At 69.1% G+C, this 25,046-nt stretch carries 22 protein-coding genes; 15 read left to right on the top strand and 7 right to left on the bottom strand.

The window, feature by feature from the left end; translation table 11 throughout:
* Nucleotides 1-7: 7 nt before the first annotated feature.
* Nucleotides 8-721: a methyltransferase domain-containing protein gene (locus SAVERM_RS31090; RefSeq protein WP_010987435.1), complete on the bottom strand. Its 714-nt coding sequence runs from the start codon at nucleotides 719-721 to the stop codon at nucleotides 8-10.
* Nucleotides 722-804: 83 nt separating this feature from the next.
* Nucleotides 805-1,431 (bottom strand): DUF3043 domain-containing protein, encoded by a 627-nt coding sequence (locus SAVERM_RS31095; RefSeq protein ID WP_010987436.1) that lies wholly within the window; start codon nucleotides 1,429-1,431, stop codon nucleotides 805-807.
* 270 nt (nucleotides 1,432-1,701) lie between these two features.
* On the opposite strand from SAVERM_RS31095, the gene SAVERM_RS31100 reads away from it, so the two are divergent.
* From SAVERM_RS31100 to SAVERM_RS31120, 5 genes are all read left to right on the top strand, one after another.
* On the top strand, nucleotides 1,702-2,499 hold the full coding sequence (locus tag SAVERM_RS31100) for a PspA/IM30 family protein (protein ID WP_078234551.1): 798 nt from the start codon (nucleotides 1,702-1,704) through the stop codon (nucleotides 2,497-2,499).
* A 24-nt stretch (nucleotides 2,500-2,523) separates the two neighbouring features.
* Nucleotides 2,524-2,802, top strand: coding sequence for a PspA-associated protein PspAA (gene pspAA, locus SAVERM_RS31105; RefSeq protein WP_010987438.1), 279 nt, complete (start codon nucleotides 2,524-2,526; stop codon nucleotides 2,800-2,802).
* A gap of 239 nt (nucleotides 2,803-3,041) precedes the next feature.
* The gene (locus tag SAVERM_RS31110) at nucleotides 3,042-4,262 is read left to right on the top strand and encodes a sensor histidine kinase (protein WP_010987439.1); all 1,221 of its coding nucleotides are present in this window, start codon (nucleotides 3,042-3,044) and stop codon (nucleotides 4,260-4,262) included.
* Nucleotides 4,259-4,942 (top strand): response regulator, encoded by a 684-nt coding sequence (locus SAVERM_RS31115; protein ID WP_010987440.1) that lies wholly within the window; start codon nucleotides 4,259-4,261, stop codon nucleotides 4,940-4,942. The genes SAVERM_RS31110 and SAVERM_RS31115 overlap by 4 nt, the downstream gene beginning before the upstream one ends.
* Nucleotides 4,943-5,098: 156 nt before the next feature.
* Entirely contained in the window at nucleotides 5,099-8,260 is a 3,162-nt protein-coding gene (locus SAVERM_RS31120; RefSeq protein ID WP_010987441.1) for an efflux RND transporter permease subunit, read from the top strand.
* A 130-nt stretch (nucleotides 8,261-8,390) separates the two neighbouring features.
* Here the strand turns inward: SAVERM_RS31120 and nadA are convergent, their stop codons facing one another.
* A complete protein-coding gene (gene nadA, locus SAVERM_RS31125) occupies nucleotides 8,391-9,575 on the bottom strand; it encodes a quinolinate synthase NadA (RefSeq protein WP_037646895.1) in 1,185 nt (394 codons plus the stop codon).
* Between the two features lie 334 nt (nucleotides 9,576-9,909).
* Between nadA and SAVERM_RS31130 the strand changes: the two genes are divergently transcribed.
* Nucleotides 9,910-10,266: an iron-sulfur cluster assembly accessory protein gene (locus tag SAVERM_RS31130; RefSeq protein WP_010987443.1), complete on the top strand. Its 357-nt coding sequence runs from the start codon at nucleotides 9,910-9,912 to the stop codon at nucleotides 10,264-10,266.
* A 206-nt stretch (nucleotides 10,267-10,472) separates the two neighbouring features.
* Here SAVERM_RS31130 and SAVERM_RS31135 read toward each other — a convergent pair whose 3' ends face one another.
* The gene (locus SAVERM_RS31135) at nucleotides 10,473-12,332 is read right to left on the bottom strand and encodes a membrane protein (RefSeq protein WP_037646721.1); all 1,860 of its coding nucleotides are present in this window, start codon (nucleotides 12,330-12,332) and stop codon (nucleotides 10,473-10,475) included.
* A 175-nt stretch (nucleotides 12,333-12,507) separates the two neighbouring features.
* Nucleotides 12,508-12,717: a hypothetical protein gene (locus SAVERM_RS31140; protein WP_010987445.1), complete on the bottom strand. Its 210-nt coding sequence runs from the start codon at nucleotides 12,715-12,717 to the stop codon at nucleotides 12,508-12,510.
* Nucleotides 12,718-12,850: 133 nt separating this feature from the next.
* On the opposite strand from SAVERM_RS31140, the gene SAVERM_RS31145 reads away from it, so the two are divergent.
* Complete coding sequence (locus SAVERM_RS31145; RefSeq protein ID WP_037646724.1) at nucleotides 12,851-13,825, top strand: carbohydrate kinase family protein; 975 nt, start codon at nucleotides 12,851-12,853, stop codon at nucleotides 13,823-13,825.
* Between the two features lie 35 nt (nucleotides 13,826-13,860).
* Here the strand turns inward: SAVERM_RS31145 and SAVERM_RS31150 are convergent, their stop codons facing one another.
* Nucleotides 13,861-15,243 carry a cysteine desulfurase/sulfurtransferase TusA family protein gene (locus SAVERM_RS31150; RefSeq protein ID WP_010987447.1) on the bottom strand — a complete coding sequence of 461 codons (1,383 nt, stop codon included), beginning with the start codon at nucleotides 15,241-15,243 and terminating at the stop codon, nucleotides 13,861-13,863.
* Nucleotides 15,244-15,571: 328 nt separating this feature from the next.
* On the opposite strand from SAVERM_RS31150, the gene ctaC reads away from it, so the two are divergent.
* The 4 genes from ctaC (at nucleotide 15,572) to SAVERM_RS31170 (ending at nucleotide 20,102) form a co-directional block, all read left to right on the top strand.
* Nucleotides 15,572-16,531 (top strand): aa3-type cytochrome oxidase subunit II, encoded by a 960-nt coding sequence (gene ctaC / locus SAVERM_RS31155; RefSeq protein WP_010987448.1) that lies wholly within the window; start codon nucleotides 15,572-15,574, stop codon nucleotides 16,529-16,531.
* The gene (ctaD, locus tag SAVERM_RS31160; protein WP_010987449.1) at nucleotides 16,528-18,267 is read left to right on the top strand and encodes an aa3-type cytochrome oxidase subunit I; all 1,740 of its coding nucleotides are present in this window, start codon (nucleotides 16,528-16,530) and stop codon (nucleotides 18,265-18,267) included. Before ctaC ends, ctaD begins: the two co-directional genes overlap by 4 nt.
* Complete coding sequence (locus tag SAVERM_RS31165) at nucleotides 18,264-18,662, top strand: cytochrome c oxidase subunit 4 (protein WP_010987450.1); 399 nt, start codon at nucleotides 18,264-18,266, stop codon at nucleotides 18,660-18,662. The genes ctaD and SAVERM_RS31165 overlap by 4 nt, the downstream gene beginning before the upstream one ends.
* Before the next feature lie 174 nt (nucleotides 18,663-18,836).
* Entirely contained in the window at nucleotides 18,837-20,102 is a 1,266-nt protein-coding gene (locus SAVERM_RS31170; protein WP_010987451.1) for a L,D-transpeptidase, read from the top strand.
* A 56-nt stretch (nucleotides 20,103-20,158) separates the two neighbouring features.
* Here the strand turns inward: SAVERM_RS31170 and SAVERM_RS31175 are convergent, their stop codons facing one another.
* A complete protein-coding gene (locus tag SAVERM_RS31175; protein ID WP_010987452.1) occupies nucleotides 20,159-20,557 on the bottom strand; it encodes a response regulator in 399 nt (132 codons plus the stop codon).
* Nucleotides 20,558-20,735: 178 nt separating this feature from the next.
* On the opposite strand from SAVERM_RS31175, the gene ctaE reads away from it, so the two are divergent.
* From ctaE to qcrB, 4 genes are all read left to right on the top strand, one after another.
* The gene (gene ctaE, locus SAVERM_RS31180; protein ID WP_010987453.1) at nucleotides 20,736-21,356 is read left to right on the top strand and encodes an aa3-type cytochrome oxidase subunit III; all 621 of its coding nucleotides are present in this window, start codon (nucleotides 20,736-20,738) and stop codon (nucleotides 21,354-21,356) included.
* 63 nt (nucleotides 21,357-21,419) lie between these two features.
* Entirely contained in the window at nucleotides 21,420-22,229 is an 810-nt protein-coding gene (gene qcrC, locus SAVERM_RS31185; RefSeq protein ID WP_010987454.1) for a cytochrome bc1 complex diheme cytochrome c subunit, read from the top strand.
* Nucleotides 22,226-23,299 carry a cytochrome bc1 complex Rieske iron-sulfur subunit gene (qcrA, locus tag SAVERM_RS31190; protein ID WP_010987455.1) on the top strand — a complete coding sequence of 358 codons (1,074 nt, stop codon included), beginning with the start codon at nucleotides 22,226-22,228 and terminating at the stop codon, nucleotides 23,297-23,299. Before qcrC ends, qcrA begins: the two co-directional genes overlap by 4 nt.
* Nucleotides 23,296-24,942 (top strand): cytochrome bc1 complex cytochrome b subunit, encoded by a 1,647-nt coding sequence (gene qcrB / locus SAVERM_RS31195; protein WP_010987456.1) that lies wholly within the window; start codon nucleotides 23,296-23,298, stop codon nucleotides 24,940-24,942. Before qcrA ends, qcrB begins: the two co-directional genes overlap by 4 nt.
* The last annotated feature ends 104 nt before the right edge of the window (nucleotides 24,943-25,046 follow it).

Below are 25,046 nucleotides of genomic sequence, written 5' to 3' on the forward strand. Positions count from 1 at the left end.
GCCGGTCCTACGGGGCTCCTCCGCCCCGCACTCCGCACAGATGCAGCAAGGCCGCCACCTGCCGATAGGGATCCGTCCGCCCGGCCCGCTCCTCGGCGGCCAGCAGCGTCTCCACGTCCGCCGGAAGTTCCGCCCCGTCCGCGGCCGTGTCCGTGAAGACCCGTACCCCGTACCAGGCGTGCAGCGGCGCCCCGATCCCGGCCAGCGTCGATGTCAGCGCGTCCAGCCGGTCGGCCCGTACGTCGAGCCCCAGCCGGTTCGTGTACGCCGTCGTGTCGAACGAGGTCAGCGCCGACGCCCAGTCGCCCGCCAGTCCCGGCCGCATCGCCAGCGCATCCGCGTTCCGTACCAGCAGGGACAGCAGCCCGCCGGGCGCGAGCATCCGCGCGAGCCCCGCCAGCAGAGCGTCCGGGTCCTCGACGTACATCAGCACGCCATGGCACAGCACCACGTCGAAGCTGCCCGGCAGGAAGTGCACGCCCGTGTCCCGGCCGTCGCTCTGCACGAGCCGCATCCGGCTCCGGATGCCCTCCGGCTCGGCGGCGAGCGTCTCGCGGGCCACGGCGATCATCGTCGCGTCCTGCTCGACCCCGGTCACCTGGTGCCCGGCCCGCGCCAGCCGCAGCGCCTGCGTGCCCTGGCCCATGCCGACATCGAGGACCCGCAGCCGCTGCCCCACCGGGAACCGCCCGGCTATCTGCTCGTCGAGCTGCCGGGCCACCAGCTCCTGTCGTACGACATCACGCAGCCCGCCCAGCTTGCTCAGCCAGGCATCCGCCGCGCCCCCGGAGAAAGACGTCGCGCTCAGGGCCGCTCTCCGCGCTTGACCTGCGGCTTCGGCAGCCGGAGGCGACGCATCTGGAGAGAGCGCATCAGTGCGTAGGGGATGGCGCCCTTCTTGGGCACATCGGGGAAGCGCGCGTCCAGCTGCTTCTTCAGACGGAACGCGCTGATGATCGAGTCGATCACGATCAGCACGATCACGACGAGCCACAGCAGCAGCGCGATGTTCTGGAGCTGCGCCACCTTCAGCACGCTCAGCACGAGGATCAGCACGGCCAGCGGGAGGAAGAACTCCGCGACGCAGAAGCGCGAGTCGATGAAGTCCCGGGCGAACTTGCGCACCGGACCCTTGTCGCGGACCGGGAGATAGCGCTCGTCGCCGCTGGCCAGCGCCTGGCGCTGCCTCTCCAGCTGGACGCGGCGCTCGTCGCGCTGCCGCTTGGCGGCCTCCTTGCGCGTCGTCTGCGTGTTGGCCACGCTGCGACGCTGGGTCTGGGCCTCACTGCGCTTGGGCGTGGGGCGCCCCTTGGGGGCCTGCGGGTGACGGGGCTGCTTGGAGTCGGTCACCGGCGCCTTGTCGGCGGGGGCCTTCTCTTCCTTGGCACGGCTACGGAACACAAAACCCAAGGGTACGGGGTGTCGGGGCATGGACCCCAGTCGAGGTGGGAACGATCCGGCAACACCAGGCGTCTGTAGGGGACAGGGATCAGGACAGGAGTCGGGACAGGCAGGGGCAAACCGTGGGTGACACCTACGGGTGGCGCCTACTCCCTGGGCCGGAGCGGGGGCCTACGCAGTCGTCCTTGGGGATGAGCGCATCAGTCCCCGAACAGTGCGGTAATGGATGCAGGCCCCGTACTGTGGGTTCTGTTGTAGTCGCTGGAGCTGGAGTCCGTCAGAAGGGGGCGCGCGAAGCCCATGAGCGGTGTCATGAAGCGTATGGGGATGATCTTCCGCGCGAAGGCGAACAAGGCCCTTGACCGGGCCGAGGACCCGCGCGAAACCCTCGATTACTCGTATCAGAAGCAGCTGGAGCTGCTCCAGAAGGTGCGCCGGGGCGTCGCCGACGTGGCGACCTCGCGCAAGCGCCTGGAGCTCCAGCTCAACCAGCTCCAGTCCCAGTCCTCGAAGCTGGAGGACCAGGGGCGCAAGGCGCTCGCGCTGGGCCGCGAGGACCTGGCCCGCGAGGCCCTCTCCCGCCGGGCCGCGCTCCAGCAGCAGGTGACGGACCTGGAGACCCAGCACCAGACGTTGCAGGGCGAGGAGGAGAAGCTCACCCTTGCGGCGCAGCGGCTCCAGGCCAAGGTGGACGCCTTCCGTACGAAGAAGGAGACCATCAAGGCGACGTACACGGCGGCGCAGGCACAGACCCGCATCGGCGAGGCGTTCTCCGGCATCTCCGAGGAGATGGGCGACGTCGGCATGGCGATCCAGCGTGCCGAGGACAAGACCGCGCAGCTCCAGGCGCGGGCCGGCGCGATCGACGAACTGCTCGCCTCCGGTGCCCTCGACGACCAGTCCGGGCTGGCCAAGGACGACATCCAGAGCGAGCTGGACCGGCTCTCCGGTGGTACGGATGTAGAGCTGGAACTCCAGCGCATGAAGGCGGAGCTGGCGGGCGGTTCGTCCTCCTCGCAGCAGGCGATCGAGGGCGGCACGGGCCAGTCCCCGTCACAGCAGCAGCCGCAGGACACTCCGCGCTTCGACAAGCAGTGACGTCCCACGCCTGAGGAGGGCGACATGATCGTACGGATCATGGGGGAGGGGCAGGTGAGGCTGGACGACAGCCACCTCACCGAACTGAACAAGCTGGACGACGAGCTGCTCGCGGAGATGGAGAGCGGCGACGAGGAAGGCTTCCACCGGACGCTGGGGTCGCTGCTGGGGGCGGTGCGCCGACTGGGCGACCCGCTTCCGGACGCCTCGCTCGAGCCGTCGGAGCTGATCCTTCCGTCTCCGGACGCGACCTTGGACGAGGTCCGGGAGATGCTGAGCGACGACGGTCTGATTCCGGGCTGACGCGGGTGGTGCCCTGCTGGAGCCGGGGCTGACGCGGGTGGTGCCCTGCTGGAGCCGGGGCTGATGCGGGCGGTGCCCCGCCTGAGCTGGGTTGCGCGACCCACCCACCTACCCACCCTCCCCACGCCGGCCGCGGTTCCCGGGCAACCCACCGGTCAGCCGCGATTCCGGCGCCCCACCAGGCAGGCGCGACGTCGGCATCCGTTCCGCCCCCTGCAAGGGCCCCGTACCTTTGCGGGGTGAGCACCCTCGAGCGCACCCGGTGCAGACTGCGCGCCCACCCGTTCGCGCTGGACGCCGTCCTCGCCGCCGGCGTCCTCGCCTGCATGCTGAGCGCCTCCTTCGTGGACCCCCACGGTGGGAACGGCGCCACCTGGGGCGCCCGCGCCCCGGGCGCCCTCAGCCTCACCCTCATGGGACTCGCCGCCGCGGCCCTCGTCTTCCGGCGCCGCGCCCCGATGGCCGTCCTCGCCGCCACGGGCGCCGTCTCCCTCGTGGAGCTGGTCACCGGCGACCCCCGCGCGCCCGTCGCCATGTCCGCCGTCGTCGCCCTCTACACCGTGGCCTCCACCAAGGACCGGCCCACGACCTGGCGGGTCGGCGTGCTCACCATGACCGTGCTGACGGCGTCCGCGATGCTCGCGGGGCCTCTGCCCTGGTACGCCCAGGAAAACCTCGGCGTCTTCGCCTGGACGGGCATGGCCGCCGCCGCCGGCGACGCCGTACGCAGCCGGCGGGCCTTCGTGCACGCCATCCGGGAACGCGCCGAGCGAGCCGAACGTACGAGGGAGGAGGAGGCGCGGCGGCGCGTCGCCGAGGAGCGGCTGCGCATCGCCCGCGATCTGCACGACGTCGTCGCCCACCACATCGCCCTCGTCAACGTGCAGGCCGGGGTCGCGGCCCATGTGATGGACAAGCGGCCCGACCAGGCGAAGGAGGCGCTCGCGCACGTACGGGAGGCCAGTCGCTCCGCCCTCAACGAACTGAGGGCCACGGTCGGGTTGCTGCGGCAGAGCGGGGACCCCGAGGCGCCGACCGAGCCGGCCCCCGGCCTGCACCGCCTCGACGAACTCGCCGACACCTTCCGCAACGCCGGCCTCCCCGTCGAGGTCGCCCGCGCCGACCACGGCACCACCCTGCCCGCCGCCGTCGACCTGGCCGCGTACCGCGTCATCCAGGAGGCCCTCACCAACGTGCAAAAACACGCGGGCGCCGGGGCGAAGGCCGAGGTCAGCGTCGTACGGGTGGGGCCGAATGTGGAGATCACCGTTCTCGACAACGGGGCGGGCACGGACCAGGGGCCCGAGAACGGCGGTGGGCACGGGCTGCTCGGCATGCGGGAACGCGTCACCGCGATCGGGGGCACCTGCACCGCCGGCCGCCGATACGGAGGCGGCTTCCGGGTTCATGCGATCCTGCCGGTCAAGAACCGTACGACCGCCCCGGAGGAGACCGTATGACCATCCGCGTCCTGCTCGCCGACGACCAGGCGCTGCTGCGCAGCGCGTTCCGGGTGCTGGTCGACTCCGAGCCCGACATGGAGGTCGTGGGGGAGGCGTCGGACGGCGCGGAGGCGGCGCGGCTGGCGGGGGAGACACAGGCCGACGTCGTCCTCATGGACATCCGGATGCCGGGGACCGACGGGCTGGCCGCGACACGGCTGATCAGCGCGGATCCCGGGCTGACGCATGTCCGCGTCGTCATGCTGACGACCTTCGAGGTCGACGAGTACGTGGTCCAGTCGCTGCGCGCGGGCGCGTCCGGGTTCCTGGGGAAGGGGGCCGAGCCCGAGGAGCTGCTGAACGCGATCCGGGTCGCGGCCGGGGGAGAGGCGCTGCTGTCCCCGGCCGCCACCAAGGGACTCATCGCGAAGTTCCTCGCCCAGGGGGACGGCCTCGACGACGAGCGCGATCCGGCGCGGGCCGAGCGCCTCGACGCGCTGACGGGCCGGGAGCGCGAGGTCCTCGTCCAGGTCGCCGGCGGGCACTCCAACGACGAGATCGCCGAGCGGCTCGAAGTCAGCCCGCTGACCGTGAAGACGCACGTCAACCGGGCCATGGCCAAGCTCGGCGCGCGGGACCGGGCCCAGCTCGTGGTGATCGCGTACGAGTCCGGGCTGGTCCGTCCAAGGGTGGACTGACCTCCACCGGGCCGTACTGCGCCCGCAGTATGCGCCGGATAAGGAAATGGACCCACGGGCTACGGATCGGGCACCGGGGATGGCTCATTGTGTAAGGGCGGATGCTCGTATGTGCCCGCTCCTGCCGCGCCCGCCACGGAAGAGAGACCCTGATCCATGTCCTGGCTGTCCAGGTTCAGCCTCGCGCAACGGGCCCTGATCGGGCTGATGTCGATCGTCGCGCTCGCCTTCGGAGCCATCGCGATCCCTCAGCTCAAGCAGCAGCTGTTGCCCACCATCGAACTGCCCATGGTGTCCGTGCTGGCGCCCTACCAGGGCGCGTCCCCGGACGTGGTCGAGAAGCAGGTCGTCGAGCCCATCGAGGACAACCTCGAGGCCGTCGACGGCATCACGGGCGTCACTTCCACGGCGAGCGAGGGCAACGCCGTGATCCGGGCGTCCTTCGACTACGGCAACGACACCAAGCAGCTCGTCGCCGACGTCCAGCAGGCCGTCAACCGCGCCCGCGTCCAGCTCCCCGACGCTGTCGACCCGCAGGTCATCGCCGGTTCGACCGACGACATCCCGACCGTCGTCCTGGCCGTCACCTCCGACAAGGACCAGCAGGCACTGGCCGATCAGCTCGACCGGACCGTCGTCCCCGCTCTGAAGAGCATCGGCGGCGTCGGCCAGGTCACCGTGGACGGCGTCCGCGACCTCCAGGTCACCGTCACGCCCGACGACAAGAAGGCCGCGAAGGCGCGCGTCACCTCCGCCGCGATCGGCCAGGCACTGCAGGCGGGCGGCGCGACCGTCCCGGCGGGTTCCTTCGACGAGGACGGCCACAACCGCACCGTCCAGGTCGGCGGCGGCCTCACCTCGCTGGGGCAGATCCGGGACCTGATGGTCATGGGCGGGGCCGGCAAGAAGCCCGTACGCCTCGGTGACATCGCCACCGTCGAGCAGGAGCCCGCCAAGGCGGACTCCCTCACGCGCACCGACGGCAGGCCCAGCCTCGCCGTCAACGTGACCATGGACCACGACGGCAGCGCCGTAGCCATCTCGGAAGCGGTCAAGGACAAGCTGCCGGGCATGCGCAAGGACCTGGGCTCGGGGGCGACGATCACCGTCGTCAGCGACCAGGGCCCCGCGGTCTCGAAGTCCATCGACGGTCTGACGACCGAGGGCGCGCTCGGCCTGCTCTTCGCGGTCCTCGTCATCCTGGTCTTCCTGGCGTCGGTCCGCTCGACCCTCGTCACGGCGGTGTCCATCCCGCTGTCGGTGGTCCTCGCGCTGATCGTCCTGTGGACCCGCGACCTGTCCCTCAACATGCTCACGCTCGGCGCGCTGACCATCGCGATCGGCCGGGTCGTCGACGACTCGATCGTGGTCCTGGAGAACATCAGGCGTCATCTCGGGTACGGCGAGGAGCGCCAGGAGGCGATCCTCAGGGCGGTCCGTGAGGTGTCCGGTGCGGTCACCTCGTCCACGCTGACCACGGTCGCGGTGTTCCTGCCCATCGGTCTGGTCGGCGGCATGGTGGGCGAGCTGTTCGGCTCGTTCTCGCTGACCGTGACGGCCGCGCTCCTCGCGTCGCTGCTGGTCTCGCTGACGGTCGTACCCGTTCTGTCGTACTGGTTCCTGCGCGCCCCGAAGGGCACGCCCGACGACGCGGAGGAAGCCCGCCGGACGGCCGAGGAGAAGGAGGCGAGGAGCAGGCTCCAACGTGTCTACGTCCCTGTCCTGCGCTTCGCCACGCGCCGCCGCCTCACCAGTGTGCTGATCGCGGCCGCGATCCTGATCGGCACGTTCGGCATGGCGCCGCTGCTGAAGACGAACTTCTTCGACCAGGGCGAGCAGGAAGTCCTCACCGTCAAGCAGGAGTTGAAGCCGGGCACCAGCCTGGCGGCGACCGACGCCCAGGCCAAGAAGGTCGAGAAGATGCTCGACGGGGTCAAGGGCGTCAAGGACTACCAGGTCACCGTCGGCTCGTCCGGCTTCCTGGCGGCCTTCGGCGGCGGCACGGACACCAACCAGGCGTCGTACTCGGTCATGCTGGACGACTCGGCGTCGTACGAGGACGTGCAGAACAGCGTCGAGGAGGGGCTCGCCAAGCTCTCCGGGATCGGTACGACGACGGTGTCGGCCGGTGACGGATTCGGCAGCCAGGACCTGAGCGTGGTCGTGAAGGCGGCCGACGCGGACGTCCTGCGGAAGGCCTCGGACCAGGTCCGTGCCGAGGTCGCGAAGCTGGACGACGTCACGGACGTGTCGAGCGACATGGCGCAGAGCGTGCCGCGCCTCTCGGTGCGGGCCAACGACAAGGCCGCCGCGGCGGGCTTCGACGACACCACCCTCGGCGCGGCCGTGACCCAGGCGGTACGGGGCACCACGAGCGGCAAGGCGCTCCTCGACGACACCGAGCGCGACATCGTGATCAGGTCGGCCAAGCCGGCCGAGACGTCGGCCCAGCTGAGGAACCTGCGCCTGGGTGCGGTGAAGCTGGGTGACATCGCGACGGTGAAGCTGGTGGACAGCCCGGTTTCGATGACCCGGATCGACGGACGGCGCGCCGCCACCATCACGGCACGGCCGACCGGCGACAACACGGGCGCCGTCAGCACGAAGCTCCAGTCGAAGATCGACGCGCTGAAGCTGCCGACCGGTGCGACGGCGGAGATCGGCGGTGTCTCGCAGGACCAGGACGACGCGTTCAAGAACCTGGGCCTGGCGATGCTGGCGGCGATCGCGATCGTGTTCATGCTGCTGGTCGCCACCTTCCGCTCGCTGGTCCAGCCGCTCATCCTGCTGGTCTCCATCCCCTTCGCGGCGACGGGCGCGATCGGTCTCCTGGTGGCCACGGGCACTCCGATGGGTGTCCCGGCGATGATCGGCATGCTGATGCTGATCGGCATCGTGGTGACGAACGCGATCGTGCTGATCGACCTGATCAACCAGTACCGCAAGCAGGGTTACGGCACGGTCGACGCCGTGATCGAGGGCGGCCGTCACCGCCTCCGCCCGATCCTGATGACGGCCCTGGCGACGATCTTCGCCCTGCTCCCGATGGCGCTCGGCGTCACGGGCGAGGGCGGCTTCATCGCCCAGCCGTTGGCGGTGGTCGTCATCGGCGGTCTGATCACGTCCACGCTGCTGACGCTGCTGCTGGTCCCGACGCTCTACACGGTGATCGAGGTCCGTAAGGAGCGCCGGGCGAAGAAGAAGGCGGCGAAGCGGGCGGCGAAGTCGGGGAACCCGTCCTCGCCGACGGGGACGCCGACGGAGACAGAGGCGGAGACGGACGCGGACGCCGGGCAGCCGGAACCCGCGCAGGCCTGACGTCTTCACACGCCCCGGGCCCTGGTCCGCACTCACGGTGCGGGCCAGGGCCCGGGGGTTTTTCGTTCGTGGGCGGACGGGCGCGGACGAGCCGGGCCGCGCAACGGCCGAGCCCCCGCGCCCCGGAGGGTTACGGCAGCGCCAGCATCCGCTCCAGCGCCAGCTTCGCGAACTGTTCCGTCTCCCGGTCCACCTCGATGCGGTTGACCAGGTTGCCCTCGGCGAGGGACTCCAGGGTCCACACCAGATGCGGCAGGTCGATGCGGTTCATCGTCGAGCAGAAGCAGACCGTCTTGTCGAGGAAGACGATTTCCTTGCCCTCGGGAGCGAAACGGTTCGCCAGGCGGCGTACGAGGTTCAGCTCCGTACCGATGGCCCACTTGGAGCCCGCGGGCGCCGCTTCCAGCGCCTTGATGATGTACTCGGTCGAACCGACGTAGTCCGCCGCGTCCACGACCTCGTGCTTGCACTCGGGGTGCACGAGGACGTTCACGCCGGGGATCCGCTCGCGTACGTCGTTCACCGAGTCCAGCGAGAAGCGGCCGTGCACGGAGCAGTGGCCCCGCCACAGGATCATCTTCGCGGACCGCAGCTCCTCGGCCGTCAGCCCGCCGTTCGGCTTGTGCGGGTTGTAGAGCACGCAGTCGTCGAGCGACATCCCCATGTCCCGCACGGCCGTGTTGCGGCCCAGGTGCTGGTCGGGAAGGAAGAGGACCTTCGAGCCCTGCTCGAAGGCCCACTCCAGCGCCCGCTGCGCGTTCGACGAGGTGCAGATGGTGCCGCCGTGCCGGCCCGTGAACGCCTTGATGTCCGCGGACGAGTTCATGTACGAGACGGGTACGACCTGCTCGGCTATGCCGGCCTCGGTCAGCACGTCCCAGCACTCGGCGACCTGCTCGGCGGTGGCCATGTCGGCCATGGAGCACCCGGCGGCCAGGTCCGGCAGCACGACCTTCTGGTCGTCGCCCGTCAGGATGTCCGCGGACTCCGCCATGAAGTGCACACCGCAGAACACGATGTACTCGGCTTCGGGGCGCGCCGCCGCGTCCCGGGCCAGCTTGAAGGAGTCGCCGGTGACGTCCGCGAACTGGATGACCTCGTCGCGCTGGTAGTGGTGGCCGAGCACGAAGACCTTGTCCCCGAGCTTCTCCTTGGCCGCGCGGGCGCGCTCGACCAGGTCCGGGTCGGACGGCGAGGGCAGATCGCCGGGACACTCGACGCCGCGCTCACTCCTCGGGTCGGCCTCACGGCCGAGCAGCAGCAGGGCGAGGGGCGTCGGCTGTACGTCGAGCTCCTGGGGCTGGGCGGTGGTCACGACACGCACCCTTTCTGTTCTGCGGCTCGCTTGGATCATGGAGGCGATCCAGCGGGACATGCCTTTTCGTCGAATTGACGCTATCTATCATAACCGGTTCACGTCACTTTGACGAAGGTCATAGTGTCGATGTGACGTGAATCCCGCTGGCTCGAACGGCGGCCGACCTGGACGTGCCGGAGGGGTTGTCCACAGGGCGCTGTCCGTGCTTCGGCGCATGTGCGAGCATGAAGACAGACAAGGGAAAGACACACGCTCGGCCCGGAATGAATCCGCGGCCCCGCCGGTTGCAACCGTCGGCAAGCAGTCTCCGTACAACCCGGGAGAGAAGCAGATGTCCGTATCGGACGAGACCACCACCGTGAGCGACGGCATCATCCTGTCCGACGCCGCCGCGGCCAAGGTCAAGGCCCTGCTCGACCAGGAAGGCCGCGAGGATCTGGCACTGCGCGTCGCCGTTCAGCCCGGCGGCTGCTCCGGCCTGCGCTACCAGCTCTTCTTCGACGAGCGTTCCCTCGACGGCGACGTCGTGAAGGACTTCGACGGTGTCAAGGTCGTCACCGACCGCATGAGTGCTCCGTACCTGGGCGGCGCCTCGATCGACTTCGTGGACACCATCGAGAAGCAGGGCTTCACGATCGACAACCCGAACGCGACGGGCTCCTGCGCCTGCGGCGACTCCTTCAGCTGAGCACGCGGCACCCACCGGTACGCGTACGCAGGCGGCGTACCGGCAGACGTGCTAAGTCGGCAGTCCCCCTCCGACGGGAACGCCGCCTTCGAGCATCCACGGCCTTTTGCGCGGCCTTCGCGCAGGCACGGGCGGGCCTTCGCGCAGGCACGGTGGCCGCCACCGGTGCGGCCACCACTGGGGCAGCCGCACCGGGCGGACCGGGGCTACTGCGGCTGAGCCGACTGGGCCGACTTCGGCAGCCGGTGCTCCGCCGCCGTCTCCTTCGGGATCTGCGTGCCGTCCGAGCCCACCACCTTGCGGTCACCGAGCGGCGCGTCCAGGTGGAGCGTCCGGTGGTACTCCTTGGCGATCATGATGCAGACCTTGTCCTGCCAGGGCGTCTCGGTCACGGTGACCTTCACCTCGTCGGAGCTCTCGCTCGCCGACGCCGCGTAGTCCCCGCACACCCCGCCCGTGAAGCTCACGGTCAGGTCCTTCCCGTCGGCCGTGTAGCCGTCCACCTTGACGTCACGCTTGGTCGGCGCCGAGGTCGACCCGTCGCTGGGCCGCGGGGCAGGCGAGCCGCTCGGCGCCTGCGAAGGCTCCGTGGGCTGCGAAGCCCCCGGCGCGGCCACGTACCGCGGGTCGACCGCCGGATGCGTCACGGTGAAGGTGTCGTCGGCCCCCTTCGGACGTACGTCGAACAGCCAGGACGGCACCAGCGCCGGCTGCCCGTCCACCACCTGCGAGGCCAGCCCGAACACGGCGCCCTCGACGGCCACCGGCTCCGGCGTGGGCGTCGCGGTCGACGCCTCGCACGGCGTCTCGTCCTTGTCCTTGAGCGGTACGGGGCTGGCGCAGCCGCCGATGCCCTTGCGGCCGTCCCCCGTCGCCGAACCGTTCATCAGGTCCAGCGTCTTCTGCGCACTGATGACGGGGTACGTGTCGCTCTTCACCGGCGCCTTCAGGTTGCCGCTGCCGCCGACCACCTGGCCGTCCGCGCCGACCTGGATGCCCGTCGTCCAGCCGTGCGTGGGCAGCCCGCCGACCTTCGGCTCGGCGTTCACCACCCGTACCCGGTCCATGACCTGGCCGGCGTTCAGCTTCGCGTCGTCCTGGCCCACCGCCTTCAGGACGGGAGCGGCGGCCTTCCTGGCGGCGGCCTCGCTCACCGGATCGGCGGCCGACCGTCCGGAGGATTCGCTCGGGCACGCCTTGGTGCTCGTGCAGAGGTTGTCGGTCCCCGGCGTGTACCGGCTGAACGTCCAGATCCCCGGTGCCCGCTTGGTCACCCGCAGCGTCGGCCCCGACCCGTCCTTCACCGCCCCGACCGTCCAGGCGTCCCCGGTCAGCCTCGGGGTGCCGTCCACCGCCAGGGCCTGCGCGAGACGCGCCACCTCGTCCTTCGTCACCTCGCCCGTCGCCCGGTACACGGGCGCGGAGTCCGGGCCGTCGGGGAGCTTGCCGTCGGCCCGGTAGGACGCGCCGTAGGGGTTTGGCTCACCCACCGCGATGCCCGGCCTGCCGCCCTCGCTGTAGCCGTCGAGGGCGAGCGGCGGGGGAGTGCCGTCGCCGCCGGGGCCGGTGGAACGGCCGCCGGAGCCGCCGGTCGCGGTCGCGGTGAAGTACGCCCCGCCGCCCCCGACGAGCAGCACCGCGGCCGCCACCGAGGCCACGACCACCGGAGACCGCCGCCGACGCGGTGCGCCTTCGTCGGCACCCGCGACGCCCTCACCGGACTCGGTGATGTCGGCGACTTCGGCGACTTCGGCGTCTTCAGTGACTTCAACGGCTTCGCTGATCTCGGCAGCTTCGGCAGCTTCGGCAGCTTCGGCAGCTTCGGCGGCTTCGGCGGCTTCGGCAGCTTTGGTGTCGTCACTGGCCTCGGCGGTGTCACTGGCTTTGGTGTCGTCACTGGCTTCGGCAGCCTCAGTGACGTCGGCAGCTTCAGTGACGTCGGCAGCCTCACCGGCTGTGGTGGCGTCGGCCGCTTCGGACGCGTCGCCGGCTTCCCCGTCGGGCCGCCCGGTGTTCACCGCGTCGCTCGCGCTGCTCGCGTCGTCGTCGGGTCGCTCGGTGCTCACCGCATCGCTCCTTTGGCTCCACTGCTGTCCCGGACGACCCTGCCCCGTCGGAGAGGGGGCTCAGGAGGGTCGTACGCCGTATCCCCTTTACGGGGGACGGCGATGGGACGCAATGGGGGAGCGCGCGGTTCCCTCGTCGGCGCGCTCTGTCTCAGCGGATCGAAATCTGTGCGGATCAGTCCCCGTAGTCCGACATCGCGTCCAGGAGCCGCGCGGAGGCGGGCGGCACGGTCACGCCGTGAATGAGGGACGGGGAGACCGGGCGGGGGGTGATCCGGTCGGGTGCCGCCCAGTGCGGGGCCATCCGGGCGCCGTCGCCGCGCAGCGACGCCAGATCGCCCTCCAGGTCGAGCGGGACGGAGCCGTGGACCTTCAGGTTCGTCATAGCGGAACCGTAGACACGGTCGGGTCCACGAAGAAAGATCTACTATCGGGTAGTTTTGCCCGCTTCAGTGGGCCCCCGTCGACCGGGTAGCGTGAACTGTCAATCCCTTCCCCCGCAGGAGCGTGTCCTCGCCGTGCGTATCGCAGTCACCGGCTCCATCGCCACCGACCACCTCATGACCTTCCCCGGCCGTTTCGCCGACCAGCTCGTCGCGGACCAGCTGCACACGGTCTCCCTCTCCTTCCTGGTCGACAATCTCGACGTACGCCGGGGTGGCGTCGGCGCGAACATCGCCTTCGGCATGGGGCAGCTCGGTACGTCGCCGATCCTGGTCGGCGCGGCGGGCTCGGACTTCCAGGAGTACCGCGCCTGGCTGGACCGGCACGGCGTCGACACGGCCTCCGTGCGCATCTCCGAGGTGCTGCACACCGCCCGCTTCGTGTGCACCACGGACGCCGACCACAACCAGATCGGCTCCTTCTACACGGGCGCGATGAGCGAGGCCCGGCTGATCGAGCTCAAGTCGGTCGCCGACCGCGTGGGCGGGCTCGACCTGGTCCTGATCGGCGCGGACGACCCGGAGGCGATGCTGCGCCACACGGAGGAGTGCCGGTCCCGCTCGATCCCCTTCGCGGCCGACTTCTCGCAGCAGATCGCCCGTATGAACGGCGACGAGATCCGGATACTGCTGGACGGGGCGACCTACCTCTTCTCCAACGAGTACGAGAAGGGGCTCATCGAGTCCAAGACCGGCTGGAGCGACGAGGAGATCCTGTCGAAGGTCGGCCACCGCGTGACCACCCTCGGCGCGCAGGGCGTGCGCATCGAGCGGGCCGGCCAGGACCCGATCGAGGTGGGCTGCCCCGAGGAGGAGCGCAAGGCGGACCCGACCGGCGTCGGCGACGCGTTCCGCGCGGGTTTCCTGTCCGCCCTCGCCTGGGGCGTCTCCCTCGAGCGCGCCGCCCAGGTGGGCTGCATGCTCGCCACGCTGGTCATCGAGACGGTCGGCACCCAGGAGTACCAGCTGCGCCGCGCCCACTTCATGGACCGCTTCACCAAGGCGTACGGCGACGACGCGGCCGTAGAGGTCCGCCGGCACCTCGCCTGACCAGGCCCTGTCCGGCCGATCAGGCCGGACAGGACCTAGGACAACCGGCGGACCACATAGGCCGAGCCGTGGTCCGCCGGCTCCTCCCCGACGTACTCCTGCCCGCGCATCTCGCACCACGCGGGAATGTCCAGGCGGGCCGCCTCGTCGTCCGACAGGACGCGGACCGTGCCGCCGACGGGCACGTCCCCGATGACCTTGGCCAGCTCGATGACCGGGATCGGGCACCGCTTGCCCAGGGAGTCCACGACGAGGGACTCCGCCCGTACGGCCGTCGCGGGCGCCGACACCGGCGCGCCCAGCTTGTCGCGGACCGCCGACACCGTGCCGGGAAGCACCTCCAGGAAGCGGTCGACATCCTCCGCCGGCGTGCCGAGCGGCAGCGACACCCGCACATTGCCCTCGCTCAGCACCCCCATCGCCCTCAGCACATGGCTCGGCGTCAGGGTGCTGCTCGTACAGGACGAGCCGGACGAGACGGAGAAACCGGCCCGGTCCAGCTCGTGCAGCAGGGTCTCCCCGTCGACATAGAGACACGAGAAGGTGACGATGCCGGGCAGCCGGCGGACCGGGTCGCCGACCACCTCCACGTCCCCGACCAGCTCGGGCACCCGTACCCGGATCCGGTCCGTCAGCTCCCGCAGCCGTACCGCCTCTTCCGCCGCCTCGGCGCGCACCGCCCGCAGCGACGCCGCGGCGGCCACGATCGCCGGGAGGTTCTCGAACCCCGCCGCCCGCCCCGACTCCCGCTCGTCCGTGGGCCCTTGGGGCGCGAATCGCACACCTTTACGCACCACGAGAAGCCCGACGCCCGACGGGCCGCCCCACTTGTGGGCGCTCGCCGTCAGCAGCGACCAGTCACCCGCCACCCGGCCCCAGCCCAGCGACTGCGCCGCGTCCACCAGCAGCGGCACCCCCGCCGCCCGGCACACGTCGGCCACCGCGGCCACCGGCTGCTCCGTGCCCACCTCGTGGTTCGCCGACTGGAGACAGGCCAGCGCGGTGTCCGGGCGCAGAGCTTCGGCGTACGAGGCCGGCGCGACCGTGCCCGTACGGTCCACCGCGACCCGGGTCACCGTCCCGCCCTCCGTCTCGAACACCTCCGCCGAATGGAGTACCGAAGAGTGTTCGACCGCTGACACGATCAGGTGGCGTCCGACACGCCGCCGGCCCGCCAGCGCGCCCGCTACCCCGGAGTGCACCGCACGCGTGCCGGACGAGTTGAAGACCAGCTCGTCCGGCCGGCAGCCCACCGCCTCGGCGGCCGCCTCGCGGGCCGCGTCGAGCAGCAGCCGGGCCCGTCGCCCCTCGCGGTAGAGGCGTGCGGGGTCGGCCCACCCCTCGTCGAGCGAGGCCTGAAGGGCCTGCCGGGCGACGGGGTGGAGGGGAGCGGCGGACGCGGCGTCGAAGTAGGACACGCCGCCACGCTAACTCCTGCGAACACTCCTGCGAACCGCGCGCTCGGCGGGGACGTGGACGGGGACGTGGGCGGCGGCGAGGGCGGGGATGTGGGGCGCAGGCGTCGTACGAGACGTCGGAGGGGCCGTCAGATGAGGCCCGGAGTCGGGCATTCCACCCCTTCGGGGTGTCCGGCGGCGCGTTGGGCACCCTCCCCGCGCGACCCCAAATAGCGTCCAGTAGGGTTTGGTCCGCATAAACATCCAAACCCCTGCCCGACGCAGGGCGGCGACCGACCAGCGAGGCCGCAGCCGAACAGCGCGGGCGAGACTCTCGGGAAGGCGCTACGTGAGTCCCAACGGCTCCGACCGCTCGCCGCGGCGCCCGATGCGGCGGAAGCTGCTGCAGGCACTGACTGCGGGCCTGGTCCTGGCGACCGCTACCGGTTGCACATACAAGGACTTCCCCCGCCTTGGCATGCCCACCCCAGTCACGGAAGAGGCTCCGCGGATCCTCTCCCTGTGGCAGGGCTCCTGGGCTGCCGCGCTCGCCACCGGCGTGCTGGTCTGGGGCTTGATCCTGTGGGCGACCATCTTCCACCGGCGCAGCCGCACCAAGGTCGAAGTTCCCCCGCAGACCAGGTACAACATGCCCATCGAGGCGCTGTACACGGTGGTCCCGCTCATCATCGTCTCGGTGCTCTTCTACTTCACGGCCCGCGACGAGTCGAAGCTCCTCGACCTCTCCAAGAAGCCCGACGTCACGGTCAACGTGGTCGGCTTCCAGTGGAGCTGGGGCTTCAACTACATCGAGAACGTCGACGGCTCGACCGGCAACGCGAAGACCGACAAGAACCTGGCGGCCATTCCGGACCGGTTCAAGGAAGCCTTCCCGGCGAACGCCGGCGGTGTCTACGACGTCGGCACGCCCGGCACGCGGAACCCGCAGACCAACAACCCGGGTCCGACCCTCTGGCTGCCCAAGGGCAAGACGGTCCGCTTCGTCCTCACTTCGCGTGACGTCATCCACTCCTTCTGGGTGGTGCCGTTCCTCATGAAGCAGGACGTCATCCCGGGCCACACCAACTCCTTCCAGGTGACCCCCAACAGGGAGGGCACCTTCCTGGGCAAGTGCGCCGAGCTCTGCGGCGTCGACCACTCCCGGATGCTGTTCAACGTGAAGGTCGTCTCCCCCGAGCGCTACCAGCAGCATCTCAAGGACCTCGCGAAGAAGGGGCAGACCGGTTACGTTCCCGCCGGCATCGCGCAGACGAGCCACGAGAAGAACCGGGAGACGAACAACCTGTGAGCATCCTCAACGAACCCCAGGGTGCCGCCGCAGCTGAGGACTCTTACGAGAACGAGCTGCCGGTACGGCGCAAGCAGCCCGGCAATGTCGTGGTCAAGTGGCTCACCACCACCGACCACAAGACGATCGGCACGCTGTATCTGGTGACGTCCTTCGCGTTCTTCTGCATCGGCGGCGTCATGGCGCTGCTCATGCGCGCGGAACTCGCCCGGCCCGGTATGCAGATCATGTCGAGCGAGCAGTTCAACCAGGCGTTCACGATGCACGGCACGATCATGCTGCTGATGTTCGCGACGCCGCTGTTCGCCGGTTTCGCGAACTGGATCATGCCGCTGCAGATCGGCGCGCCCGACGTGGCGTTCCCGCGGCTGAACATGTTCGCCTACTGGCTCTACCTGTTCGGCTCGCTCATCGCGGTCGGCGGCTTCCTCACCCCGCAGGGCGCGGCCGACTTCGGCTGGTTCGCCTACAGCCCGCTGTCGGACGCGGTCCGCTCGCCGGGCATCGGCGCCGACATGTGGATCATGGGTCTGGCCTTCTCCGGCTTCGGCACCATCCTCGGCTCGGTCAACTTCATCACCACGATCATCTGCATGCGTGCCCCCGGCATGACCATGTTCCGCATGCCGATCTTCGTGTGGAACGTGCTGCTGACCGGTGTGCTCGTCCTGCTGGCCTTCCCGGTCCTGGCCGCCGCGCTGTTCGCCCTGGAGGCGGACCGCAAGTTCGGTGCCCATGTGTTCGACGCGGCAAACGGCGGAGCACTGCTCTGGCAACACCTCTTCTGGTTCTTCGGCCATCCAGAGGTGTACATCATCGCCCTGCCGTTCTTCGGGATCATTTCCGAAGTGATCCCGGTGTTCAGTCGCAAGCCGATGTTCGGCTACATGGGTCTCATCGGCGCCACCATCGCGATCGCCGGCCTTTCCGTGACGGTGTGGGCGCACCACATGTACGTCACGGGTGGCGTACTGCTCCCGTTCTTCTCCTTCATGACGTTCCTCATCGCCGTACCAACAGGCGTGAAGTTCTTCAACTGGATCGGAACGATGTGGAAGGGGTCCCTGAGTTTCGAGACCCCGATGCTCTGGGCGACCGGCTTCCTGATCACCTTCACCTTCGGTGGTCTGACCGGTGTCATCCTGGCCTCGCCGCCGATGGACTTCCACGTCTCGGACTCGTACTTCGTGGTGGCGCACTTCCACTACGTGGTGTTCGGCACCGTCGTGTTCGCGATGTTCTCCGGCTTCCACTACTGGTGGCCGAAGTTCACCGGCAAGATGCTCGACGAGCGCCTCGGCAAGATCACGTTCTGGACGCTGTTCGTCGGCTTCCACGGCACGTTCCTCATCCAGCACTGGCTGGGTGCGGAGGGCATGCCGCGTCGTTACGCGGACTACCTCGCGGCCGACGGCTTCACCGCCCTGAACACGATCTCGACGATCTGCTCGTTCCTGCTCGGCCTGTCGATCCTGCCGTTCCTCTACAACGTGTGGAAGACGGCCAAGTACGGCAAGCCGGTCGGCGTCGACGACCCGTGGGGCTACGGCCGCTCCCTGGAGTGGGCCACGTCCTGCCCGCCGCCGCGGCACAACTTCCTCACCCTGCCGCGGATCCGCTCCGAATCCCCGGCTTTCGACCTGCACCACCCGGAGATCGCCGCGCTCGACCAGCTCGAGAACGCCGGTCACGGTGAGAAGGCCGCCGTCGCTGGTGGCAAGGAGGCCGGCAAGTGAAGATCCAGGGCAAGATGTTCATCTGGCTGGCCGTCTTCATCCTCGCCATGGCGATCATCTATGGCGTGTGGTCGAAGGAGCCGGCGGGCACCACCGCGCTCTTCCTGGCCTTCGGCCTGAGCATCATGATCGGCTACTACCTGGCCTTCACGGCCCGGCGGGTCGACGCGGGTGCCCAGGACAACAAGGAGGCCGACGTCGCGGACGACGCCGGCGAGGTGGGCTTCTTCAGCCCGCACAGCTGGCAGCCGCTCGCCCTCGGCATCGGTGGCGCGCTGGCCTTCATGGGCGTCGTCTTCGGCTGGTGGCTGCTCTACTTCTCGGCCCCGATCATCCTGATCGGCCTGTGGGGCTGGGTCTTCGAGTACTACCGCGGCGAGAGCCGCACCCAGTAGGAACCGCCCCAGCAGTACCCGCCCCTCGCGGGCGTGGTCAGTAGCACGCGCTGAGCGCACGGGAGCCCGGACACTCCGTCAGGAGAGTCCGGGCTCTTTCTTTTCTCGCGTCCGCCGTCCCTCGCTCGGCTCACTCGCCGCGCCGTGACCGACGGAGGTTCTTAGCGTGAAGCCATGAACCACTCACCGCGAAACCGCACGGTCGTCAGCTGCACCCTGCTGGTGATCGCCCTGGGCGCGGCGGGCCTCACCGCCTGCACCTCCGACGGTCACCCGCTCTCGGCGAAGCCGTACGACGCGGCGGGTCAGATCGCCTTCAACGCCCCTGTCGGCGACAGCAAGAAGGCCGACCCCGACAAGCCCCTGGAGATCACCGCCTCGGGCTCGGACGGCCGCATCACGGACGTCACGGCCACCGACGCGAGCGGCCGCTACGTGGCGGGCGAACTCGCCGCCGACGGCAGCCGCTGGCACAGCACCTCACCACTGGCCGCCGGCAGCCGGTACACGGTGCGGGTGAGCACGGAGGACGAGGACGGCGCACCCGGCCGCAAGGACATCACCTTCACCACCAGCGTCCCGAAGACCAAGAAGGAGCTGGGGGTGGCGTTCGGCCCCGAGGCGGGCACGTACGGCGTCGGCCAGCCCGTCACCGCCACACTCAGTGCCCCCGTCAAGGACAAGGCCGCCCGTACGGTCATCGAGCGCGCCCTCAAGGTCGACTCGAAGCCCGTGGTGGAGGGCGCCTGGCACTGGGTGGACGACAAGACGCTGCACTACCGCCCCAAGGAGTACTGGCCCACCCACGCCACCATCACGGCGCACAGCAACCTGAAGGGCGTCAAGGTCGCCGAGCGGCTCTGGGGCGGCGACGTGAAGCCCCTGAAGCTCACCACCGGCGACAGCCTGATCGCCGTCACGGACGCCGCCGCACACTCGATGACGGTCTTCCGCAACGGCAAGGAGATCAACCAGATCCCCGTCACCACCGGCAAGGCCGGCTTCGAGACCCGCAACGGCGTCAAGGTCGTGCTGGGCAAGGAGTACTTCGTACGGATGCGCGGTACCACCGTCGGCATCGCCGAGGGCTCGTCGGACTCGTACGACCTGCCGGTGTACTACGCGACCCGGGTGACCTGGAGCGGCGAGTACGTCCACGCGGCGCCCTGGTCGGTCGGCTCCCAGGGGTCCGCCAACGTCAGCCACGGCTGCACCGGGATGAGCACCAGCAACGCGGAGTGGTTCTTCGACACCGTGCGGGAGGGCGACATCGTCAAGGTCGTCAACTCGAACGGCGACAACATGGACCCGTTCGGGAACGGCTACGGAGACTGGAACCTCGACTGGAAGAACTGGCGCACGGGCAGCGCCCTGATGGCCGGCACCCCGGACGGGCCGAGCCCGGCGGACCGGGCCAAGCTGCGGCCCGAGACGGTGTGAAGACCCGGGGGGTGGCACCGCGCCCCGAACGAGGCGCGGTACGGCCCCCCGAGCTCTCAGCCGATCAGAGCCTTCTGACGCAACAGAGAGGCCAGCGCGGCCGCGAACTCCACCGGATCCACCGGCAGCGTCACCGCGGCGTCCGCACGGCTCCACGTGGCCAGCCAGGCGTCCTGGGGTCGCCCGATCAGCAGCAGCACGGGCGGGCAGTTGAAGACCTCGTCCTTGATCTGCCGGCAGAGACCCATCCCGCCCATCGGCACGGCCTCGCCGTCCAGCACGCAGACGTCGATGCCGCCCTTGTCCAGCTCCGCGATCACGGCGGCCGGCGTCGCGCACTCCAGGAACTCCACCACGGGCACGTCCGGCGCCGGACGGCGTCCGGTGGCGAGCCGGACCTGTTCGCGGGTGTTGGAGTCGTCGCTGTAGACCAGCACCGTGGCGGTCGGCTGCATTCTTCCTCCGAGACATCAGCGTCGTACGGACTTGGACCGATGCGCGGATGCTACTCCCTTGAACACCTCGTCAACACCGGTTCGGACAGGGCTTCGATGGGCCATATGGGCAGCACATGGGGCTCGGACACCCCGAACGGCACCCCCGGGAGTGAGGGCGAGATAAGCGACCGACATAATGTCGGTCGTGGCGACAGCAACGACAGTAGAAACCGGGCACGCGCACCCGTCGGTCAACCGGCCGAACCTCACCAGCGTCGGAACCATCATCTGGCTGAGTTCCGAGCTGATGTTCTTCGCGGCCCTCTTCGCGATGTACTTCACCCTGCGATCGGTGACCGGGCCGGAGCACTGGAAGGAGATGGCGAGCCATCTCAACTTCCCGTTCTCCGCGACGAACACCACGATCCTGGTGCTTTCCTCCCTGACCTGCCAGCTCGGCGTGTTCGCCGCCGAGCGCGGGGACGTGAAGAAGCTCCGGATGTGGTTCATCGTCACCTTCATCATGGGTGCGATCTTCATCGGCGGTCAGGTCTTCGAATACACCGAGCTGGTCAAGAAGGACGGGCTCTCGCTCTCCTCCGACCCGTACGGCTCGGTGTTCTACCTGACCACCGGCTTCCACGGCCTGCACGTGACGGGCGGTCTCATCGCCTTCCTGCTGGTCCTCGGCCGCACCTACGCGGCCCGGAGATTCACTCACGAGCAGGCAACCGCCGCCATCGTCGTGTCCTACTACTGGCACTTCGTCGATGTCGTCTGGATCGGCCTCTTCGCCACGATCTACATGATCAAGTAATCGGGCCAGAAGTCCGAACATCCAGAAGCATCGACGCAGAAGATCCTGACACCGGGGTAATCCGTGAAAAAGCTCTCCGCACGACGACGCCATCCGCTGGCGGCGGTCGTCGTCCTACTCCTCGCGCTGGCGGCCACCGGGGGGCTGTACGCCGCGTTCGCTCCCGCGAGCAAGGCGCAGGCCGATGACACCGCCCAGTCCCTCGCCATCGACGAGGGCAAGAAGCTCTACGCCGTAGGCTGCGCCAGCTGCCACGGCGCCGGCGGTCAGGGGACCACCGACGGTCCGCAACTGGTGGGCGTGGGTGCCGCGGCCGTCGACTTCCAGGTCGGCACGGGCCGGATGCCGGCCCAGCAGCCCGGCGCTCAGGTGCCGAAGAAGAAGGTCATCTACACGCAGGCCGAGATCGACCAGCTCGCGGCGTTCATCGCCTCGCTCGGTGCCGGTCCCTCGATCCCGACGAAGAACCAGGTCAGCCCCGAGGGCGCGGACATCGCCAAGGGCGGCGAGCTCTTCCGTACCAACTGCGCGCAGTGCCACAACTTCACCGGTAAGGGCGGCGCGCTGACGCACGGCAAGTTCGCGCCGAGCCTCGAGGGCGTCGACCCGAAGCACATCTACGAGGCCATGCAGACCGGCCCGCAGAACATGCCGTCCTTCCCCGACACGACCCTGTCGGAGAAGAACAAGAAGGACATCATCGCGTACCTCGACGCGGTCAACGGTGACGAAACCGTCGAGCCCGGCGGCCTCAGCCTGGGCGGCCTCGGGCCGGTCAGCGAGGGCCTGTTCGGCTGGGTCTTCGGCCTCGGCACGCTGATCGCCGTCGCCGTCTGGGTCGCCGCTCGGACCGCAAAGGCCAAGAAGTCATGAGTAGCCAAGAGATTCCAGAAGAGAACCGTCCCGCTGAGCGGGCCACCGACGAAGATGCGCACGGTCACGGTGCGGTAGCCGTCGCGGACGAGCAGAACCCGTTCGCCAACCCGGGTCTGCCGCCCCACGAGCACCGCGTCCAGGACATCGACGAGCGGGCCGCCCAGCGGTCCGAGCGTGTCGTCGCCTTCCTGTTCACGGTGTCGATGCTGGCCACCGTCGCCTTCATCGCCTCGTACGTGGCGATCCCGAAGGAAGAGGCGATCTATGTCTTCCCGATCGGGCACATCAGCGCGCTGAACTTCGCGCTGGGCCTGTCGCTCGGCGTCGCGCTCTTCACGATCGGCGCGGGCGCGGTCCACTGGGCCCGCACCCTGATGTCCGACGTGGAGATCGCCGACGAGCGGCACCCGATCGAGGCGCCGCCGGAGGTCAAGGCCAAGGTTCTGGCCGACTTCAAGGAGGGCGCCAAGGAGTCCGTGCTCGGCCGCCGCAAGCTGATCCGCAACACGATGTTCGGCGCGCTGGCCCTGTTCCCGCTCTCCGGCGTCATGCTGCTGCGCGACCTCGGTCCGCTGCCCGAGACCAAGCTGCGGCACACGATGTGGCGCAAGGGTCTCCAGCTCGTCAACATGAACACGAACGAGCCGCTGCGTCCCGCGGACGTCGCGGTCGGTTCGCTGACCTTCGCCAAGCCCGAGGGCCTGGAGGAGCACGACGAGGACTTCCAGAAGGAGATCGCGAAGGCGGCCCTGATGATCGTCCGGCTTCAGCCGGACAACATCAAGGACAAGAAGGAACTCGAGTGGTCCCACGAGGGCATCGTGGCCTACTCGAAGATCTGCACCCACGTCGGCTGCCCGATCTCCCTGTACGAGCAGCAGACGCACCACGTGCTGTGCCCGTGCCACCAGTCCACCTTCGACCTCTCCGACGGTGCCCGAGTGATCTTCGGCCCGGCCGGTCACGCCCTGCCGCAGCTGCGCATCGGTGTGAACGACGAGGGCTACCTCGAGGCGCTCGGCGACTTCGAAGAGCCCGTCGGTCCTGCATTCTGGGAGCGCGGATGAGCGCCACGTCAAACACACCGTCCCCCGACTCGCGTGCGCGCGGGAAGGCGCCCGCCGGTGAGCGGGTCGCCGACTGGGCCGACGGCCGCCTGGGGATCTACTCCCTGGCCAAGTCCAACATGCGCAAGATCTTCCCCGACCACTGGTCGTTCATGTTGGGTGAGGTCTGCCTCTACAGCTTCATCATCATCATCCTCACGGGTGTGTATCTGACGCTGTTCTTCCACCCGTCGATGAACGAGGTGACGTACAACGGCAGCTATGTCCCGCTCCAGGGGCAGCTGATGTCGGAGGCGTTCAACTCGACCATGCACATCTCCTTCGATGTGCGCGGTGGTCTGCTGATCCGGCAGATCCACCACTGGGCGGCGCTGATCTTCCTCGCCGGCATGTTCGTGCACATGATGCGCGTCTTCTTCACGGGTGCGTTCCGCAAGCCGCGTGAGGTCAACTGGCTGTTCGGCTTCCTGCTGTTCGTCCTCGGCATGTTCACCGGCTTCACCGGTTACTCGCTCCCGGACGACCTGCTCTCCGGCACCGGTGTCCGCTTCATGGAGGGCGCGGTCCTGTCCGTGCCGATCGTGGGCACGTACCTGTCGTTCTTCCTCTTCGGCGGCGAGTTCCCGGGCGGCGACTTCGTGGCCCGCTTCTACTCGGTCCACGTCCTGCTGCTGCCGGGCATCATGCTCGGCCTGGTGGTCGGCCACCTGATCCTGGTCTTCTACCACAAGCACACGCAGTTCGCGGGCCCCGGAAAGACGAACAACAACGTCGTCGGCATGCCGCTGCTGCCGGTCTACATGGCCAAGGCCGGAGGCTTCTTCTTCCTGGTCTTCGGTGTCATCGCGGCCATCGCGGCGATCGCCTCCATCAACCCGATCTGGTCCATGGGCCCCTACCGTCCGGACATGGTGTCCACGGGCGCCCAGCCCGACTGGTACATGGGCTTCTCCGAGGGCCTGATCCGTGTCATGCCGGGCTGGGAGATCAACCTCTGGGGTCACACGCTCGTCCTGGGCGTGTTCATCCCGCTGGTGATCTTCCCGCTGGTCCTGGCCGCGATCGCGGTCTACCCGTTCATCGAGTCCTGGGTCACCGGCGACAAGCGCGAGCACCACATCCTGGACCGCCCGCGCAACGTCCCGACCCGGACCGGGTTCGGCGCGGCCTGGATCAGCTGGTACTTCGTCCTGCTCATCGGTGGCGGCAACGACCTCTGGGCGACGCACTTCCACCTGTCGATCAACTCGATCACCTGGTTCGTCCGGATCGGCTTCTTCGTCGTGCCGGTCCTCGTGTTCGTCATCACCAAGCGGATCTGCCTCGGCCTCCAGCGCCGGGACCGGGACAAGGTGCTGCACGGCCGTGAGTCGGGCATCATCAAGCGCCTGCCGCACGGTGAGTTCATCGAGATCCACGAGCCGCTCAGCCAGGACGCGCTGCACACGCTCACCGCGCACGAGCAGTACGAGCCGGCCGCGATCGGCCCGGTGGTCGACGAGAACGGTGTCGAGCGCAAGCCCAAGGTGACGGAGAAGCTGCGCGCCAAGCTCAGCGGCGCGTACTACGGGGACGACAACCAGATCCCCAAGCCCACCGTCGAGGAGTACAAGGAGATCACGAGCGGCCACGGCCACCACTGATCACCTGACTGATCTGTACTGATCGCCACGGCAGGAGCCCCGTCCATTGCATGGACGGGGCTCTTTGCCGTCTCTCCACCTGGATAGGGTGGACTCACCCCCTG

Origin of the sequence: Streptomyces avermitilis MA-4680 = NBRC 14893 (genome assembly GCF_000009765.2) — a bacterium.
GTDB classification, from domain to species: domain Bacteria; phylum Actinomycetota; class Actinomycetes; order Streptomycetales; family Streptomycetaceae; genus Streptomyces; species Streptomyces avermitilis.